This is a genomic window from Williamsia sp. R60 (assembly GCF_054063855.1).
This window is the reverse complement of record NZ_JBSSGR010000001.1, coordinates 957952-973019: the sequence shown is the minus strand read 5'-3', so window position 1 is coordinate 973019 and position 15068 is coordinate 957952. Positions and strand designations below refer to the sequence as shown.

The following is a 15068-nucleotide window of genomic DNA, read 5'->3' as shown; positions in this document are numbered from 1 at the left end:
TTGATTCCTCGTTCATGATCGCAAAGTTGTTACCGATGGGCTTCGGTAGGCAAGAATCACTCACCACCCAGCTCGAGGAGCGATAAGCCCCGCGCGGTAAGCCCGAAGCGCAGCGGCTTCTTCGTCACCGTTTCAATGATCCCGGCATCGTCCAGGCGCTGTAGTCGCGGGCGGATGAACTGACTCGACCGTTTAGCCGCGTCGCCGAGGGCTTTCAATTTGACGGTGCGGTTCGCATCAAAGTGGTGAGCCTGGCCCAGGGTGTACAGGACTGCACCGATATCGTCGCGATCAACCGGCGGCACCGACTCGCGATCGAGTCCTACGCTCAGCGGGAATTGCTCATCTTCAAGCAGAACGCGGATGCTCGCCGCGATGGTGTCAATCTTCCGCCGACGCTCCGAGAGGTCGAGCAGCAAACGATGTTGCGCCTCGGCGATGATCTCCAGCATGTCGATCAGATAGGGCGTGAGGTCTCCGCGGTTCAACGGATTCTCCGCGTCGGCGAATGCCCGGTAGTAGCGATCCTTGTTGTCGGCTACGGTCGCCGACAGTGCCAGGCTCGCATACGGTGCCAGCACCTGCCGAAGGTCCAGTGCGAGAAGGTAGCGCCCGGTTCGGCCGTTCCCGTCGTAGAAGGGGTGCGTGTACTCGAACACGAAGTGCGAGACCACCGCTCTGATCAGCCGGGGAATCGAGTCGTCGCGTCCCTGGCTCAGCATGAGAGTCAGCGCGTCGTCGATCGCCGACTCGGGCAACACACCGGTGTGCACGACCTTGGTTCCTGATTCGATCGATACCGGTCCTTGCCGGAACCGCCGCCCATCGGGGGCGTCTTCGTCACGAATCTCACCCCGGGTCACCGCGTCGTAGACAGCCCGGATGTCGTCGAGCGTCTGCGGACTTTTGGCCTCGTCGTCGCCGATGGCGAGGTAGAGCCGCACCATCTCCGCGAACCGCCTAGTCGTGATGGGCCGTTCCGACCGCACGGCCTCGATTGCCTCGCTGATCTCCCTTCGGGTCGAGCGGACATGTTCGATCTCGTTTGTCGCCTGGATTTCGTCGATCACCATGCGATCCAGATAGTGGCGGCGTGCGGCGTCAGGTAGCCCCTCCCACTCGGCTCGGATCGTCGGCTCGAAGCTCATAATCCGTTCGATCAGGGCTGCGACTTGGGGTGTCATCATCGCGAACATCGAGTATTCGCCGATCATCAGGTCCCAGTGGAGGGCGGCAGGAGAATCTCGTCGAGCTCGTTCCTCGGCGTCGGCACCGACACGATCTCGCTGATGAAAGATCGACCTCAACGTCTTGTACGCCATCTGGTCCTTCCCGCGCCGTACACCGAATAGCTGCCTGCTTCAGGGTAGCTATTTTATCCAGTACCCACTCTGGACCAAATAGCATTGCGGGCGCGAGTGTCTTTTTACGACCAATGCGGACCGTCCGAGAAGTAGTTGATACCCGTCGGACAGGTCGCTGAGGCCGCTGTCGTCAACGCTGAACTCAGATCGAGGCCAATCACGGGTGGTGGCGTTGACGGCTAAAGATCAGTCACTGACGGACGTTGCCTGACTCGGTGGTTGATCCCCACCACTCCTGGCCCACCGCGGGGGTTCATACGACAAAGGCCAGATCAGAGTAGTTCCTGATCTGGCCTTTGCGAAGTGGAGCTAAGGGAATTCGAACCCCTTATGTTACCTGCGAAAATGCCGTTCTACCTGCGCAAATGCCCTACGGGCGCACATCTCAGCATGTTGGGCGACCTGGGAAGACCCACCGGGCGTGTCGCCTGTGGCAACAGGGACAGCCTCTTTCAGCCGTTCTCCAGCGACGCTGAGGCACGCATGGTGTCGTCGTCCTCCGTGTAGTTGGCCGTACACGTGAAGCCTTGGTATCCGACCTTGCCGCCAAAGCTGTTGTTCGCATTGACCTCGCCGACCACCGACCACTGCTCACCCTCGGTGACCACTGTGGCGCTGACGTCCCGGAAGTCCGCCGAGTTGGGGTCCTTCAGCACATCGCGCGCGGCGTCCTGGCACACATCCTTGGCGAGTTCTGCATACTGTTCGGCGGTCATCTCACTGTCAGGTGTCGAGCACGCGGCAAGCAGCAGAACGGCGGAGCCGACGAGGCCGAGCAGGAGACGCTTCATCAGATGGCCTTTCGGTGGGCGCGGGCCGCGTCCCTCTGTGAGCGGATACGGCGGAGGCGATTGGCGAGAATCGGATCGAACTCTATCGCCTCGGGTGCGTCGATGATCCGGTTGAGCACCTGCGCGTAGCGGACGGCCGACATTCCGAATTGCTCGCGCACCGCAGCCTCCTTGTTGCCACGCGCTCGCCACCATTGCGACTCGAACCCCAGGATGTTCCGCGCGACTTCAGTCATGCTTAGATCCCTTGCACGACAACGCCCCCCGGCCTGAATCCACAGCCGGGGGGCGTTTGTCGTTGGGGTCCAGCCTTCCCTGCCTTACCGAACGCGACGACTGTAGACGCAAAGTACGACAAAGGAAGTGGACGTACTACTTGCGGCTCTTCAATAGTTTCTGCACCGCCTGATAGCTGGTGCCCACATGCGGCGCGATCTGCGTCGCCGTCAGTCCCGAGTCCGCAGCTTCGTACACACCCCGCACGTAGGCTCGGTGCGCCTCATCACGTTCACGCGCCAACCGCTCAAGCCGCACCAGCAACGCCGTCTGCTCCTCGGTCGGATCCGGCAGCCTAGGCACGGCGAGCACTCCACCGCGCCGCGACGAACCCCGCGGCGTCAACAACGGTGATCACCGCTAATGCGACGACGATCCACGTCGGGCCGCCGGCCGCGGCGAAGATGATCAGCAGGGCCGCCGCGGTCAGTAGCGCGGCGAGCAATGCCTTCTCTCTGGTAGTCATGGCGTCTCCCCGACCAGCCGCATGGCCTCGGCTACGCCGAAGCGTTCGAGATGGTCTTTGAACCGGTGGGCGCCGGCGGCCTCGACGAAGGTGAGGTTCCGCTGCTTACCGTCCTGACGCCACAGCACGCGCCAAGATTCGGCACCGTTGGAGAGGACGCGCCTCTGGATAGAGGCCATCAGCGTTGCCTGGCGTTGCCACGAATGGGGATCATGATCCCGCATTTTATCTGCGGAGACAGACAATCGTGTTGCCTCGAAATGTTGCCTAAGTCAGAATCTATCTCGAAAAACTCTCTGACCTGCGGTTATACGGTGGAGCTAAGGGGACTCGAACCCCTGACCCCCACACTGCCAGTGTGGTGCGCTACCAGCTGCGCCATAGCCCCGTATTCGGTTTTTGCACCCGCGCCGGGTTGTTTGCCCTGGTGCTGCGTGCTCGATCGAAATTACACCATCGGCGCGAACCCGGCCAAATCCGCCGTAGCGGCGACTTCGGCCGGGTTCGTCCCCGGGTTCACCGGGGTGCGATGTTGTCAGTTGTTTGCGCCACCGAGGATCTGATCGACCCAGCCGGTTCCGTTGGTGATGGTGACCTTCTTGCCGTCCTGCAGCACGCTGGGAGTTCCGACCTGACCGTCGAGCGCCTTGGCAAGTTGCGTCTGCGACTCGTCGGCGATGGACTCGGCAGCCTGGACTTGAGTGCCGTCGGCGATGCACTGCTGGGTGGCATCCGATGCGCCGACTTCCTTGGCGAACCCGGCCAACGTCTGGTTGTCGTGGTCGTCGCCGCCCTCCTTCGGCTGCACCGCGAAGAGCTTGGAGTGAAACGCGAGTTTCACGTCCTGGTTCTCGGCGTCGGCCACGCACTTCATCGCGCCCGCTGCCCGAGAGCTGTAGTCACCCGACCCCGACTGCTCGTTGAGGAAGGTCAGCATGTGGAACCGCACCTGCAGCTGGCCGCTGTTGACGGCGTCGGTGATGGTCTGGCCGGATTGCTTCTCGACGCTGGCGCACGCCGGGCATTGGAAGTCCTCGAACATGTCGATGGTGTGCGGAGCCGTCGGGTTGCCCACCACGAAAGTCGCAGAGTTGGACAACACGGCGCTGTCGGCGCCGCCCTTGTTGCGCTGGCTGTTCCAGATGATGCCGCCGATGACCACCGCCGCGATCACCAACACCGCGAGGCCGGCGAGCACATACGTGGTGGTGCTCGATTGCGCCTGGGGCTGGTATTTCGACTTCGCAGTCTTGGGAGCGGGTCGCTTGTTGTTGCTGCTCAATGCTTTTCCTCGGTTGCCATTTCATCATCTACACCCGCGGCCGTCGCGGGGTCGTCGGAGTCATCGTCGTGGTCGTCGCGGGCCACCTGTGGTCGTGAGCCCGGGCCGAGTGCCAGGTGGCTTCGCGGGAAAACGATCAACCACGCTGCGAGCGCCAGGAACCCGACATCCCGAAGGATCTCGGTGAGATAGTTCCGCCACGACACATCGGCTTCCCCACCGCCTCCGAAACAACCGCAGTCGATCGTGTAGCCCCGTGCCCACACCGACACGATGGCCGCGATCAGCAGCACCAGCAACACCGCCGAGGCGATGGCCGCCGGACGTACGGCCAACCCGATGAACAGCAGCAGTCCCAACGCGATCTCAGCCATGGGTAGCACCAGCGACACCGCGTACGCGGTCGAATCCGGAAACAGGTGATACGCCTTCACCGCGATCTCGGACTGGTCGGGATCAACCGCCTTGATGCCACCGGCGATCAGCCATACCGCCGCCAAGCCGATACGAACCGGCACGCTCACGACGTATCTCCACACGCGCACCAGCCTAACGACCACCGCCTGAGAGGTCGCTTAGCGAATCAGCGAGCTTCAGACATGTGCGAAGCGGAGGTCGACAGGTGTCGGCCGATACCATCTCGTGGTGACCATTCCAGGTTCCCCGGACCAGACACCGCATCCTGCTGACGTGGGTGTGGAAGAGGTCGGACACACCCACGCCAACGTGGCAGGCGGTCGACTCCGTGCCGCCACATTCGGCGCGATGGACGGCCTGGTCACCAATATCAGCCTTGTCGCCGGTGTCGGCGCGTCAGGCGCCAGCGGCCACACCATCGTCCTCAGCGGTGTTGCCGGGCTGGTGGCCGGAGCGTTCTCGATGGCCCTCGGTGAGTTCGCGTCGGTCTCCACCCAGAACGAGCAGGTGGACGCGGAGGTAGCTGTCGAGCGTCGTGAGATGCGTAAGCACCCTCAGGAAGAACTGCACGAACTGGTCGAAGCGTTCATCGACATGGGGATGTCGGAGCAGACCGCGACGGCGGCGGCCGCCGAGATCCACCAGGACACCGACAAGGCCGTGAGCCTGCACCTGACGCAGGAACTCGGGGTCGATCCCGATGAGAAGCCGTCACCGAAGGTCGCAGCGGTCTCGTCGTTCGTGATGTTCTCGATCGGCGCGGTGCTCCCGCTCATCCCCTATCTGCTCGGGTTCGAATCGCTCACCGCAGGATTGCTCGTGGGTGCCGCCGGCCTGATCCTGGTCGGTGGGCTGGCTGCCCGGATCACCGGCCGACCGATCTGGAAAGGCGCGCTGCGACAACTCCTTTTCGGTGTCATCGCAGCCGGCGCCACCTATCTCGTCGGATTCGCGATCGGGGTGCCGGCGGGCGGCTGACCCCGTTCACGCACGGCCTTGCGTGTCGCGCTTCGGTTCGAACCGGAGCGGGGCGCACAAGGCCGTGCGGCGTCTGGTCTCTCAGCTCGATCCGAGCACACCGTCCACCAGTTCCTGGGCCTCGTTCTGAACCTGAGCCAGATGGTCTGCGCCGTTGAAGGATTCGGCGTAGATCTTGTACACGTCTTCGGTACCCGACGGCCGAGCCGCAAACCAGGCGTTCTTGGTGGTCACCTTCAGACCACCGATCTTCGCGCCGTTACCCGGCGCTTCGGTGAGCACTGCGGTGATCTCCTCGCCGGCCAGCTCCGTCGCCTTCACCTGCTCGGCCGACAGCTTCCCGAGCACCGCTTTCTGCTCGCGGGTGGCCGGGGCGTCGCGACGCGCGTACGCGGGCGACCCGCCGTATTGCTCAGCCAGCTGCGCATACCGTTCGGACGGTGAGATGCCGGTGACGGCAAGGATTTCCGAGGCCAACAGCGCCATGATGATGCCGTCCTTGTCGGTGGTCCACACCTGCCCGTTCTTGCGAAGGAATGACGCGCCCGCGCTTTCCTCGCCACCGAACCCGACCGAACCGTCGAGCAGCCCGGGCACAAACCACTTGAAACCCACCGGCACCTCTACGAGCTGCCTGCCGATCCCCGCGACCACCCGATCGATCATCGACGAGGACACGAGGGTCTTCCCCACTGCCGCATCCTTCGGCCAGTCGGGCCGGTGGGTGAACAGGTAGTCGATGGCAACCGCCAGGAAATGGTTCGGATTCATCAGGCCGCCGTCGGGAGTGACGATGCCGTGCCGGTCGGAGTCGGCATCGTTGCCGGTGGCGATCTGGAAGGAATCCCGCGCGTCGATCAGCGATGCCATCGCGTTCGCGGAACTGCAATCCATCCGGATCTTGCCGTCGGTGTCGAGGGTCATGAACGAAAACGTGGGATCCACAATGGGATTGACGACAGTCAGTCGTTCCAGCGTGTAACGGGCACCCAGCTCGGCCCAGTACCCAACTGACGCGCCGCCCATCGGATCGGCACCGATACGCACACCGGAGTTCCTGATGATGTCCATGTCGACCACAGAATTGAGGTCGTCCACATAATTGGCGCCGAAGTCATAGGTCCCGTAGAACTCGGACTCCTTGGCCCGCTCGAACGGGATTCGTCTGACGCTGCCCAGACCGCTCTGCAACAACTCGTTGGCGCGAGCGGCGACCTGCGAGGTGATATCGGTGTCGGCAGGCCCACCGTTGGGCGGGTTGTACTTGAAGCCGCCGTCGCGTGGAGGGTTGTGGGACGGCGTCACGACGATCCCATCGGCACTCGGTCCCCCGCCGCGGTTGTGCGTGAGAATCGCATGACTCAACGCCGGTGTCGGAGTGAATCGGTCTTTGTTGTCCACCAGGACACGGACATCGTTGGCCACCAAGACTTCGATGGCCGTCTGCCATGCGGGCAGCGACAACGCGTGGGTGTCGCGTGCGATGAAGAGCGGTCCGGTGATGCCGGCGACGGTGCGGTACTCGACGATCGCCTGGGTGGTCGCAATGATGTGGTCCTCGTTGAACGCACCGTCGAGACTGGAGCCGCGATGGCCCGACGTGCCGAAAACGACTTGCTGGGCCGGGTTTTCCGGGTCAGGCTTTTCCGAGTAGTAGGCGTCGATCACCGCCGACACATCAATCAGATCTTCCGGTAGTGCCAGGGTCCCCGCACGCGGGTGAGCCATTGAAAATCCTTCCGGTTGTCTGCGACCGGCCGGCGGGCGGCGGTCACAATCCTCGGCGTCTTTGACTGGACCATCCGAATTCTGCCACCGATCGCGGTCGCCATGGGGTTGGCGCGGGTTACACTCCTCCCGAACACCGCTCCAAACGTCTGGGCGGACGACCTCGGTCGGGGTGACGGAGGCACATCAATGCGCGTTCACACGTTGTTTCGGCGTGGGCTGGGAGTGAAGGTCGCGGCCGCCGTCTTCGCAACCGCCGCTGCCATCGGGTTCACTGCTGCGCCCGCAAGCGCTGCCCCGTTCATGCCGGCCACCGATTCGGATCCGTTTTATGCAGAGCCTGCGGGCATCGAAGGTGTAGCCAACGGTGACGTGCTCCGAGTGCAATCGCTGCCGAGTCCGTTCCCCGGATCCAGTGCCCAGAAGGTGTTGTTCCGCAGCACCAATTCGCAGGGCGAGCCGATCGCCGCTGTCACGACGGTCATCGTTCCCGACGGCGGGGCCCGCCACGACCTGCTGTCGTATCAGCCGTTCACCAACTCGCTCGGGCCGCAGTGCGCGCCGTCGCATCAGATCTTCCGTGGCGGTTTGCAGGAGCAGCAGCTCATCGGTCTGGCGCTGGCGCGTGGAGTCGCGGTGAACATTCCCGACCACCTCGGACCGACCAGCGCATATGGGGCGGCCCGACTCGGCGGCACCATCACGCTGGACTCCATCAGGGCCGTCCAGTCGAGCCCCGGATTCCGGGTCGGCGATTCTAGCACGGTCCTGGCCGGGTATTCGGGTGGCGCCATGGCCACGGCCTACGCAGGCGTGTTGGCACCCACGTACGCCCCGGACCTCGATCTTGTCGGTCTGTCAGCGGGTGGCACCCCGGTCAATCTCGAGGCAATCGCCCGCACACTGGGTGTGGCCCCGAACCCGTTGTTCGGCCTGGGCTTCGCAGCCTCCCTCGGCCTCGAGCGCGAGTACCCGAACGAGGTGTCGTTGTCTGAGCAACTGAATGGTCGGGGGGTCGCGCTGGCCAACCAGATCCGCAACGCGTGCACCGACCAGATCGTCGATGCCGGCGCCAACATGAAGATCGCCGACGTGGTCAACTCAGGCAGCCTGGCCAACACCCAGGCCGGTGTCGATGCCCTCAACCGCAACAGCGTCCAGATGTTCCCAGGCGCGCCGCGGATGCCGGTGCTGCTCTACCAGGGTGCCGATGATCAGCTCACTCCCACGTCCCGGGTGCTGGCCACCGCTGCACACTGGTGCCGCCAGGGAACGCGGGTACAGACGGTGATCGTCCCCGGTGACCACGGCTCCACCATCGCGTCCGGTGTCCCGATCGCATTGAGCTACCTCAACGACCGCCTGGCAGGGGCGCCGGCACCCAGCACATGCTGATACCCGGTTTGCCGGCGGCGGCGTCGGTCTTGGTGTTGCCCGGTGGCACGGACAACTCCACGACGCCGTTCAGCCGACGCCAACCCGCGCCGATGCGGATGTACCCGTTCACGCTGTCGCTGCGTGCGCTTCCACGAGTGGTGGTTCACCAGGCCGTCTACGACGTCCACGGGTGGAACGGCGAGCAGAACAGTCCCCTCGCTCCGGCCCAAGCCGCCTTGGACCACCTCATCGACGCGCACCCGGATTCCCCGGTGATCCTGGTCGGGCATTCGATGGGCGGCAGGGTCGCCGCGCACCTCGCCGCCGACAAACGGGTGGCCGGCGTTCTCGCCTTGGCGCCATGGTGGCAGCACGCGGATTGGGAGTACATCCACGGCGAGGCACGGGTCTTGGCGCTGCACGGGACTGCCGATCAGCGAACGTATTCGGCCCGGACGGAAAAGGGCATCACCCAACTCCGCGAACGTGGGGTCGACGCCGAGTTCGTGCCGATCGAGGGCGGCGGTCACGCCATGCTCGACCACGTCTGGACGTGGCAATCGACTGCTCTGACCTTCGTCCGCAGTTTCCTGTAGTCGAAGTTCGCGCCACCTACGACGAAACGCCCCGGTTGCAACCGGAGCGTTTCGAAGTGAGCGGAGCGAATTTCGGCCTAAGGGGTCGGCCTGAGTGGTCAGCCGACGTAGTCGAACGTGTCGGGATGCGGGCCGACCCGACCGTCCTCGCCCTTGTCGAGCGCGTCGATCTTGGCAACTGCCTCGCTGTCGAGTTCGAAGTCGAACAGCGCGAAGTTCTCTTGCACCCGCTTGGGGGTCACCGACTTCGGGAAGATGATGTCGCCGCGCTGAATGTGCCAGCGCAACACAACCTGTGCCGGGCTCTTGCTGACATCGGCGGCCAAGTCGGTGATCACCGGATCGTCGAGAACCTTGCCCTGCGCGATCGGTGACCAGGCCTCGGTCGCGATGCCGTGGTCGCTGCCGTACTTGCGCACGGTGTCGTTGGCCAGATACGGGTGGACCTCGATCTGATTGACCGCCGGCACCAGTTCGGTCTCCTTGGCGAGCCGCTCGAGGTGCTCCACCTGGAAGTTCGACACACCCACGGACTTCGAACGGCCCGACTTCGCGAACTCGATCATCGTGTTCCAGGTGGAGACGTAATCGCCGCCGTACTGGGTGGGCAGCGGCCAGTGGATGAGGAACAAGTCGATGTAGTCGAAACCGAGATCGGACAGGGTGGCGTCGAACGCTTCACGCGCAGCATCGGGCTCGTGGAACGAGTTGTTCAGTTTGCTCGTCACGAAGATCTCGTCGCGCGGGATGCCCGAGGCGCGAATGCCTTCGCCCACCTCTTTTTCGTTGCCGTACATCTCTGCGGTGTCGATGTGCCGGTAACCGATGTCGAGTGCCGTCTTGACCGCATCGGCGGTGTCCTCGGGTTTGATCTGGAAGACACCGAAGCCCAGCTGCGGAATGGTGTTCCCGTCGTTGAGAGTGATGTTCGGAACCTGAGTCATCGTCGTACTCTCCTCATTGGTTGTGCCCTGGACACAGAAACGGGGAGAGAACCATTGTTTGGTTCTCCCCCCGTATCCGTGATCTGACGGTGGAGCTGCCGGGAATCGAACCCGGGTCCTTCGCCGTTTCAGCAGGGCTTCTCCGTGTGCAGTTCGCTAAGCCTCTACTCGGATCTCTCGGTCACGCGAACAAGCCGAGATGACGATCCCAGTCGCTGTTTGATGTCCCATTGCGGTCCGCGACCGCCCGCAACGGTTAGCTCTCTGAATGATGCCGGTACCCGGGGCGAGAGCTCACCCGGGCCGACAGACCAGCCGTCGCTTAGGCAGCGAGGGCGTAGTCGCGCTGATTCTTATCGGCGCTTAATTGGTTGCTATGACGCTTACGGTGGTCTCTAGCCTGCACCGACACGCTTCCCCTACCTTGACGCACGCAGTCGAAACCGTTCAGCCCCTCGATAGGTTCCACCGCACCGAAGTACGGCAGACATACATCGTAACAAGCACTGCGGCCCGAATCATTCCCATTTCGATTCGGGCCGCAGTGTCGTCACCCTCTCGGGCGCTGTGATCAGGCCGGTTGCACGGCTGTACCGATCACTGCCAGTGCCTCGGCGAGCGGGTCGCGCGAGTTGATCACGTTCTCTGCCGAGTCCAGCACCACGTCGACCACCTCGGGAAGCTGCGGTGCCACCACGCCCACACTCTCGACGACGGCGGTTGCGATCTGGACTGCGTCCGGTGCCTGATCGGCCAACGAAACCGACCCTTGCTCGACCGTCGAATCGATGGACGCCACCGGAGTGTCGCCCGCCGGTGAGTCGTTCACCGCCGACTCCCGCAACCACGTGCTCACGTATTCCGAGCCCGTGCGCCCCGACGAATCGGCAGGCTGGTCGAAATAGCTGACGTGACTCGGCCCCGGGTACCAGTAGCTGGGTTCGGTTGCCATCGTCACGAGCCCGAGATTGTCGCGGAGGCCGGCCTCCCTCTCGTACTGGAGTCTCGCCTCCCAGGAGACGGGCAGATCCACCACGAAGCCGAGCACTCCGGAGACAGACAGATCGTCCGGGGTGGGCACGGCCACTGATGGCGAACTGTTCTTCTCCACCGCCTGGCCGAGCGATTCCGAACCCGACAGCCAGTCCGGCGTGGCGAGTACGTACGCACCGGTCCGCAGTGCCGTACGGACTAGTGCGTTCCCGAGATCAGACGCAATGCCTGACGGGTCGGTGGTGTCGATGTGCATCTGTTCGGCGATGTTCGCGCCAGTCCGGACCACCTGTGCATCCTCGGGAATCGAGCACGCGAAGTCGCCTGTCTCACAGAGAGATACGACCCGACCGGTGAGCGCACCGAATCCGGCCGATCCAACCGACCCGATGCCACCGCCAACCGCGACCTCCGTGGTACCGGACAACGTGCGAGCCCCGTTCAGCGGTGCCCGAAGACCCGGCGCCCCGGGTACGAGACCCGTACCGGCGGCGCGGTTGGGATCGGAGATCAGGTACACGCCACGTACCCGGTCGGGCGCCACAGGCCCCCGGTTCTCGCCGATGTCCGCGGCGACCTTGTGCGCGATATCCGCGCCCTGGCTGTAACCGACGATCGCGATGTCGGTGCCCGGTCCGCACTGTGCCCCGATCTGGCGGATCTGGGCGTTGGTGGCCTCGACTCCTCGCGCGGAGGAATCGGCGTATGTGGTCCCGTCGGCGGTGTAGCCGAAGTCGGCCGGGTACGGAACGTAGGTGGTTTGCATTTCCCCTGGGGGCACCCCACGCCCGGCTTCTTCGATCGTGGGGGCCAGAACTCCGGCCTGCTGGTGCGGGTCCCGGTTGACGCTCGAGTCGAGCGTGCCCGGTACCACCACCACGTGCAGGTCCGGGCAGTCACTGATCGGCCGGGCCGATGCGACCTGCGGTGTGGCGGTCAGCGAGATCGCCGCTGCCGCTACAGCGGCAGCGCCCAGCACAGAACCCCGTAAACGGCGTCTGGCCGGTGAAGAGGTGAGGCCACCGGTGTGGCCTCGCGTTCGATTCATGCTCGGTTGCTCCTGTTTTGACACGCACCACAAAGGGCGACATGTTCTTTACGATGTGCCCGAAAACGGCCGATTGGCCACCCGCATCAACGAGGGCTTTCCAGAAATGACACATGGCGATCATCTGTCATCCGATTGAACGGCGCGCGGCGAGAAAGGCACGCGCACACAAATTGCTGGGCGCGACAGGTGAACGAAATGGTCCACGTCGGCTCAGCACTTGAGGTTTGGGCCACCAAGGCACGTGAATGTGATCTTCATCGCTCAATGTGGTCCGGGGACACGGCGGACCGTGCGATGAGGTAGTTCGTGTCCGCTTGGGGCCGAGCGACTCTCGGCCGGCGCCCGATCACCCGCCGGGCGACGAGCCCATGGTTCTCAACTCGAAAGTCCGGCACAGTGCCCGATCGGCGATTCGAACGGACCGGTGCGCGCGGACCCACTAACAAATCCCAGAAAAAAGCACGGTTGGACAAATAGATGAATTGTCCAAGATCAATTCAGGCGGCGACGCTGAATATGCGGTGGGTGTTTTTAACGCATTCCCTTGACGCGCCGGCCCAATTCACGAGTGACCTCGCGTTCGGCGTCACGGCGGGCCAGATCGTGCCGTTTATCGTGAGCCTGTTTACCGCGCGCCAGCGCCAATTCCACTTTGACCTTGCCATCGCTGAAATACATCGACAGCGGTACCAGGGTCAGGTTGCCGTCACGGATTTTCCCGATCAGGCCGTCGATCTCGCGGCGGTGCAGAAGCAGTTTGCGATTGCGGCGGGGGGCATGGTTTGTCCACGAACCGTTGCCGTACTCCGGGATGTGTAGGCCCCGCAACCACACCTCGCCGTTGTCGACGGTGGCGAAGGCATCGACCAGTGACGCCTTGCCATCGCGCAGGCTCTTCACCTCGGTGCCCAGCAACGCGACGCCCGCCTCGTAGGTGTCGAGAATGGCGTAGTTGTGCCGCGCCTTACGGTTCGTCGCAATCGCCTTGCGACCTTTTTCCTTCATCGATTCACCTACCTTCGTCCCGTCTTCTTGCGCTCGTGGTGCGCCGAGCTCTTCATTTCACCGAGCCACGCAACACTACACACGCTGCGTCCGGACGTCGCGTGATTTGTCTACCGGCCGAGAACGGCGGTGTCACTCGCGGACGTAGTACCGCAGCGTGCCGTATGCCGTCACGCTCGAGAGCACCACGCCGATGATGATCAGCCACGGGGCCACGAACAACACGTCGGCCGTCTGGATCTTGGCCAAGATGTTCACCCCGTAGAGGTCTTGCAGTGCCCGGTCGAAGAACAACGCCTTGGCTCCGAATAGTCCCGCGATGGCCAGCAGTGAACCCACCACGGTCGCGACCACAGCTTCGAGGAGGAACGGCAGCTGGGTGTACCAGCGTGTCGCACCCACCAGGCGCATGATGCCCACTTCCGTGCGTCGGGTGTAGGCAGCCACCTGGACAGTGTTGGCGATCAACAAGATCGCGGCGATCGCCTGCACCAACGCGATGGCGAAGGCAGCATTACGAGCCCCGTCGAGGACGCTGAAGATCCGTTTGACCAGCTCGCGTTGATCGAGGACGCCGTCCACTCCGTCGGCGTCCTTGAACTGATCGAGGACCGCACCGAACTGATTCGGGTCCGCCATCCTGACCTTGAACGATGCGGGAAGAGTGTTCTCCCGCACCAGCGCGGCGATGTCCGGGTTGTTCGCGAACGTCTTGGTCTTGGCGTCTTTGAACGCCTCGGCGCGGTCGATGTACTGCACCGACTCCACGCCACGGGCAGCTTCGATCTGCTCACGCAGCGGCGCACACGGCGCGGCCTTGCAGTCGGGGTCGGCGTCGGTCACCGGATCGGAGATGAAGATCTGCATCTCCACCCGGTCGAGGAAGATGTCCTGGGTCTTGTCGGCCATCTGCACCACCAGCAACCCGGCGCCGAACATGCCCAGCGTGATCGCGGTGGTGATGGTCATCGCCATGGTCATCGTGACGTTGCGGCGCAGTCCGTTCAGGACCTCGCTCAATATGAAACTCGCGCGCATGTGAGTTCGGGTGTCCTCCCGGTCGGGACTACAGAAGTAGGTGAAGGTCGAAGGGTCGCAGTCGGCTCAGCCGCCGAGCCCGTAGACGCCATGGGCGTCGTCACGGGTGAGACGGCCGTTGCTGAACTCGAGCACACGGCGCCGCATCGCATCGACGATCTGGCGGTCGTGAGTTGCCATCACCACCGTGGTCCCGCGTCGGTTCACCCGATCGAGCACCTCGACGATCTCCCGGCTGGTGTCGGGATCCAGGTTGCCGGTGGGCTCGTCGGCGAGCAGCAGCAGCGGCCGGTTGGCGATGGCGCGGGCGATGGCCACGCGCTGCATCTCGCCGCCCGACAGCTCGTAGGGCATACGGTCCGCTTTGCCGGACAGCCCGACGTACTCGAGAACTTCCGGAACCACCTTCGACACGGTGCTCTTAGGCTTTCCGATCACCTCGAGGGCAAACGCGACGTTCTCGGCCACCGACTTCTGCTGCAGCAAACGGAAGTCCTGGAACACACATCCGATGGACTGGCGAAGCTTTGGCACGCGTCTGCCCGGCAATTTGTTCACGTGGAAATCACCCACATAAACATCACCCGAGGTGGGTTTGTCTTCCTTCAACAGGAGCCGGAAGAAGGTGGATTTACCTGATCCGGAGGGGCCGATGAGAAACGCGAAATCGCCCTTGTCCACCTCGAGAGAAAGATCTCGCAAGGCGGGCCTGGTCGATGCCTTGTATTGCATCGTCACATTCTTGACGCTGATCACGGTCTG

17 protein-coding genes, 1 tRNA gene and 1 other RNA gene are annotated in these 15068 nt (G+C 63.5%); 3 read left to right on the top strand and 16 right to left on the bottom strand.

Features of this window, described 5'->3' with window-relative positions; translation table 11 throughout:
- Nucleotides 1–56: 56 nt before the first annotated feature.
- The 9 genes from ACVWY6_RS04230 to ACVWY6_RS04190 all read right to left on the bottom strand — a co-directional run bounded on the left by ACVWY6_RS04230 (nucleotide 57) and on the right by ACVWY6_RS04190 (nucleotide 4718).
- On the bottom strand, nucleotides 57–1322 hold the full coding sequence (locus ACVWY6_RS04230) for a Fic family protein (protein WP_457536318.1): 1266 nt from the start codon (nucleotides 1320–1322) through the stop codon (nucleotides 57–59).
- Between the two features lie 494 nt (nucleotides 1323–1816).
- The gene (locus ACVWY6_RS04225; protein ID WP_457536317.1) at nucleotides 1817–2155 is read right to left on the bottom strand and encodes a hypothetical protein; all 339 of its coding nucleotides are present in this window, start codon (nucleotides 2153–2155) and stop codon (nucleotides 1817–1819) included.
- Entirely contained in the window at nucleotides 2155–2391 is a 237-nt protein-coding gene (locus tag ACVWY6_RS04220; RefSeq protein WP_457536315.1) for a DUF3263 domain-containing protein, read from the bottom strand. The genes ACVWY6_RS04225 and ACVWY6_RS04220 overlap by 1 nt, the downstream gene beginning before the upstream one ends.
- A 136-nt stretch (nucleotides 2392–2527) precedes the next feature.
- A complete protein-coding gene (locus ACVWY6_RS04215; RefSeq protein ID WP_457536314.1) occupies nucleotides 2528–2734 on the bottom strand; it encodes a hypothetical protein in 207 nt (68 codons plus the stop codon).
- Nucleotides 2727–2897: a hypothetical protein gene (locus ACVWY6_RS04210; protein WP_457536313.1), complete on the bottom strand. Its 171-nt coding sequence runs from the start codon at nucleotides 2895–2897 to the stop codon at nucleotides 2727–2729. The genes ACVWY6_RS04215 and ACVWY6_RS04210 overlap by 8 nt, the downstream gene beginning before the upstream one ends.
- Nucleotides 2894–3076 carry a hypothetical protein gene (locus ACVWY6_RS04205; RefSeq protein ID WP_457536311.1) on the bottom strand — a complete coding sequence of 61 codons (183 nt, stop codon included), beginning with the start codon at nucleotides 3074–3076 and terminating at the stop codon, nucleotides 2894–2896. Before ACVWY6_RS04205 ends, ACVWY6_RS04210 begins: the two co-directional genes overlap by 4 nt.
- Nucleotides 3077–3212: 136 nt before the next feature.
- A tRNA-Ala gene (locus tag ACVWY6_RS04200) sits at nucleotides 3213–3285 on the bottom strand.
- Nucleotides 3286–3432: 147 nt separating this feature from the next.
- A complete protein-coding gene (locus ACVWY6_RS04195) occupies nucleotides 3433–4179 on the bottom strand; it encodes a DsbA family protein (RefSeq protein WP_457536310.1) in 747 nt (248 codons plus the stop codon).
- Complete coding sequence (locus ACVWY6_RS04190; protein WP_457536308.1) at nucleotides 4176–4718, bottom strand: MauE/DoxX family redox-associated membrane protein; 543 nt, start codon at nucleotides 4716–4718, stop codon at nucleotides 4176–4178. Before ACVWY6_RS04190 ends, ACVWY6_RS04195 begins: the two co-directional genes overlap by 4 nt.
- 106 nt (nucleotides 4719–4824) lie before the next feature.
- On the opposite strand from ACVWY6_RS04190, the gene ACVWY6_RS04185 reads away from it, so the two are divergent.
- A complete protein-coding gene (locus ACVWY6_RS04185) occupies nucleotides 4825–5574 on the top strand; it encodes a VIT1/CCC1 transporter family protein (protein WP_369792680.1) in 750 nt (249 codons plus the stop codon).
- An 81-nt stretch (nucleotides 5575–5655) separates the two neighbouring features.
- Here ACVWY6_RS04185 and pgm read toward each other — a convergent pair whose 3' ends face one another.
- Nucleotides 5656–7302: a phosphoglucomutase (alpha-D-glucose-1,6-bisphosphate-dependent) gene (gene pgm, locus ACVWY6_RS04180; protein WP_116914983.1), complete on the bottom strand. Its 1647-nt coding sequence runs from the start codon at nucleotides 7300–7302 to the stop codon at nucleotides 5656–5658.
- A 189-nt stretch (nucleotides 7303–7491) separates the two neighbouring features.
- On the opposite strand from pgm, the gene ACVWY6_RS04175 reads away from it, so the two are divergent.
- On the top strand, nucleotides 7492–8697 hold the full coding sequence (locus ACVWY6_RS04175; RefSeq protein ID WP_051406722.1) for a lipase family protein: 1206 nt from the start codon (nucleotides 7492–7494) through the stop codon (nucleotides 8695–8697).
- Complete coding sequence (locus tag ACVWY6_RS04170; RefSeq protein WP_023963134.1) at nucleotides 8691–9275, top strand: alpha/beta hydrolase; 585 nt, start codon at nucleotides 8691–8693, stop codon at nucleotides 9273–9275. Before ACVWY6_RS04175 ends, ACVWY6_RS04170 begins: the two co-directional genes overlap by 7 nt.
- A gap of 98 nt (nucleotides 9276–9373) precedes the next feature.
- Here ACVWY6_RS04170 and ACVWY6_RS04165 read toward each other — a convergent pair whose 3' ends face one another.
- The 6 genes from ACVWY6_RS04165 to ftsE all read right to left on the bottom strand — a co-directional run bounded on the left by ACVWY6_RS04165 (nucleotide 9374) and on the right by ftsE (nucleotide 15062).
- Nucleotides 9374–10219 carry an aldo/keto reductase gene (locus ACVWY6_RS04165; protein ID WP_457536304.1) on the bottom strand — a complete coding sequence of 282 codons (846 nt, stop codon included), beginning with the start codon at nucleotides 10217–10219 and terminating at the stop codon, nucleotides 9374–9376.
- 87 nt (nucleotides 10220–10306) lie between these two features.
- Nucleotides 10307–10674, bottom strand: a transfer-messenger RNA (tmRNA) gene (gene ssrA, locus ACVWY6_RS04160).
- Nucleotides 10675–10790: 116 nt separating this feature from the next.
- The gene (locus ACVWY6_RS04155; protein ID WP_457536302.1) at nucleotides 10791–12260 is read right to left on the bottom strand and encodes a cutinase family protein; all 1470 of its coding nucleotides are present in this window, start codon (nucleotides 12258–12260) and stop codon (nucleotides 10791–10793) included.
- Nucleotides 12261–12794: 534 nt separating this feature from the next.
- Nucleotides 12795–13268 carry an SsrA-binding protein SmpB gene (smpB, locus tag ACVWY6_RS04150; protein WP_023963127.1) on the bottom strand — a complete coding sequence of 158 codons (474 nt, stop codon included), beginning with the start codon at nucleotides 13266–13268 and terminating at the stop codon, nucleotides 12795–12797.
- A 132-nt stretch (nucleotides 13269–13400) separates the two neighbouring features.
- Nucleotides 13401–14306, bottom strand: coding sequence for a permease-like cell division protein FtsX (gene ftsX / locus ACVWY6_RS04145; protein WP_023963125.1), 906 nt, complete (start codon nucleotides 14304–14306; stop codon nucleotides 13401–13403).
- Between the two features lie 66 nt (nucleotides 14307–14372).
- Nucleotides 14373–15062, bottom strand: coding sequence for a cell division ATP-binding protein FtsE (gene ftsE, locus ACVWY6_RS04140; protein WP_023963123.1), 690 nt, complete (start codon nucleotides 15060–15062; stop codon nucleotides 14373–14375).
- Nucleotides 15063–15068 lie beyond the last annotated feature (6 nt).

Excerpts from the sequence above, each read along its gene's own strand:
- ACVWY6_RS04230 (WP_457536318.1), bottom strand. The coding sequence starts at position 1,322 with ATGGCGTACAAGACGTTGAGGTCGATCTTTCATCAGCGAGATCGTGTC.
- ACVWY6_RS04225 (WP_457536317.1), bottom strand. The coding sequence starts at position 2,155 with ATGAAGCGTCTCCTGCTCGGCCTCGTCGGCTCCGCCGTTCTGCTGCTT.
- ACVWY6_RS04220 (WP_457536315.1), bottom strand. The coding sequence starts at position 2,391 with ATGACTGAAGTCGCGCGGAACATCCTGGGGTTCGAGTCGCAATGGTGG.
- ACVWY6_RS04210 (WP_457536313.1), bottom strand. The coding sequence starts at position 2,897 with ATGACTACCAGAGAGAAGGCATTGCTCGCCGCGCTACTGACCGCGGCG.
- ACVWY6_RS04205 (WP_457536311.1), bottom strand. The coding sequence starts at position 3,076 with ATGGCCTCTATCCAGAGGCGCGTCCTCTCCAACGGTGCCGAATCTTGG.
- pgm (WP_116914983.1), bottom strand. The coding sequence starts at position 7,302 with ATGGCTCACCCGCGTGCGGGGACCCTGGCACTACCGGAAGATCTGATT.
- ACVWY6_RS04175 (WP_051406722.1), top strand. The coding sequence starts at position 7,492 with ATGCGCGTTCACACGTTGTTTCGGCGTGGGCTGGGAGTGAAGGTCGCG.
- ACVWY6_RS04170 (WP_023963134.1), top strand. The coding sequence starts at position 8,691 with ATGCTGATACCCGGTTTGCCGGCGGCGGCGTCGGTCTTGGTGTTGCCC.
- ACVWY6_RS04165 (WP_457536304.1), bottom strand. The coding sequence starts at position 10,219 with ATGACTCAGGTTCCGAACATCACTCTCAACGACGGGAACACCATTCCG.
- ACVWY6_RS04155 (WP_457536302.1), bottom strand. The coding sequence starts at position 12,260 with ATGAATCGAACGCGAGGCCACACCGGTGGCCTCACCTCTTCACCGGCC.
- smpB (WP_023963127.1), bottom strand. The coding sequence starts at position 13,268 with ATGAAGGAAAAAGGTCGCAAGGCGATTGCGACGAACCGTAAGGCGCGG.
- ftsX (WP_023963125.1), bottom strand. The coding sequence starts at position 14,306 with ATGCGCGCGAGTTTCATATTGAGCGAGGTCCTGAACGGACTGCGCCGC.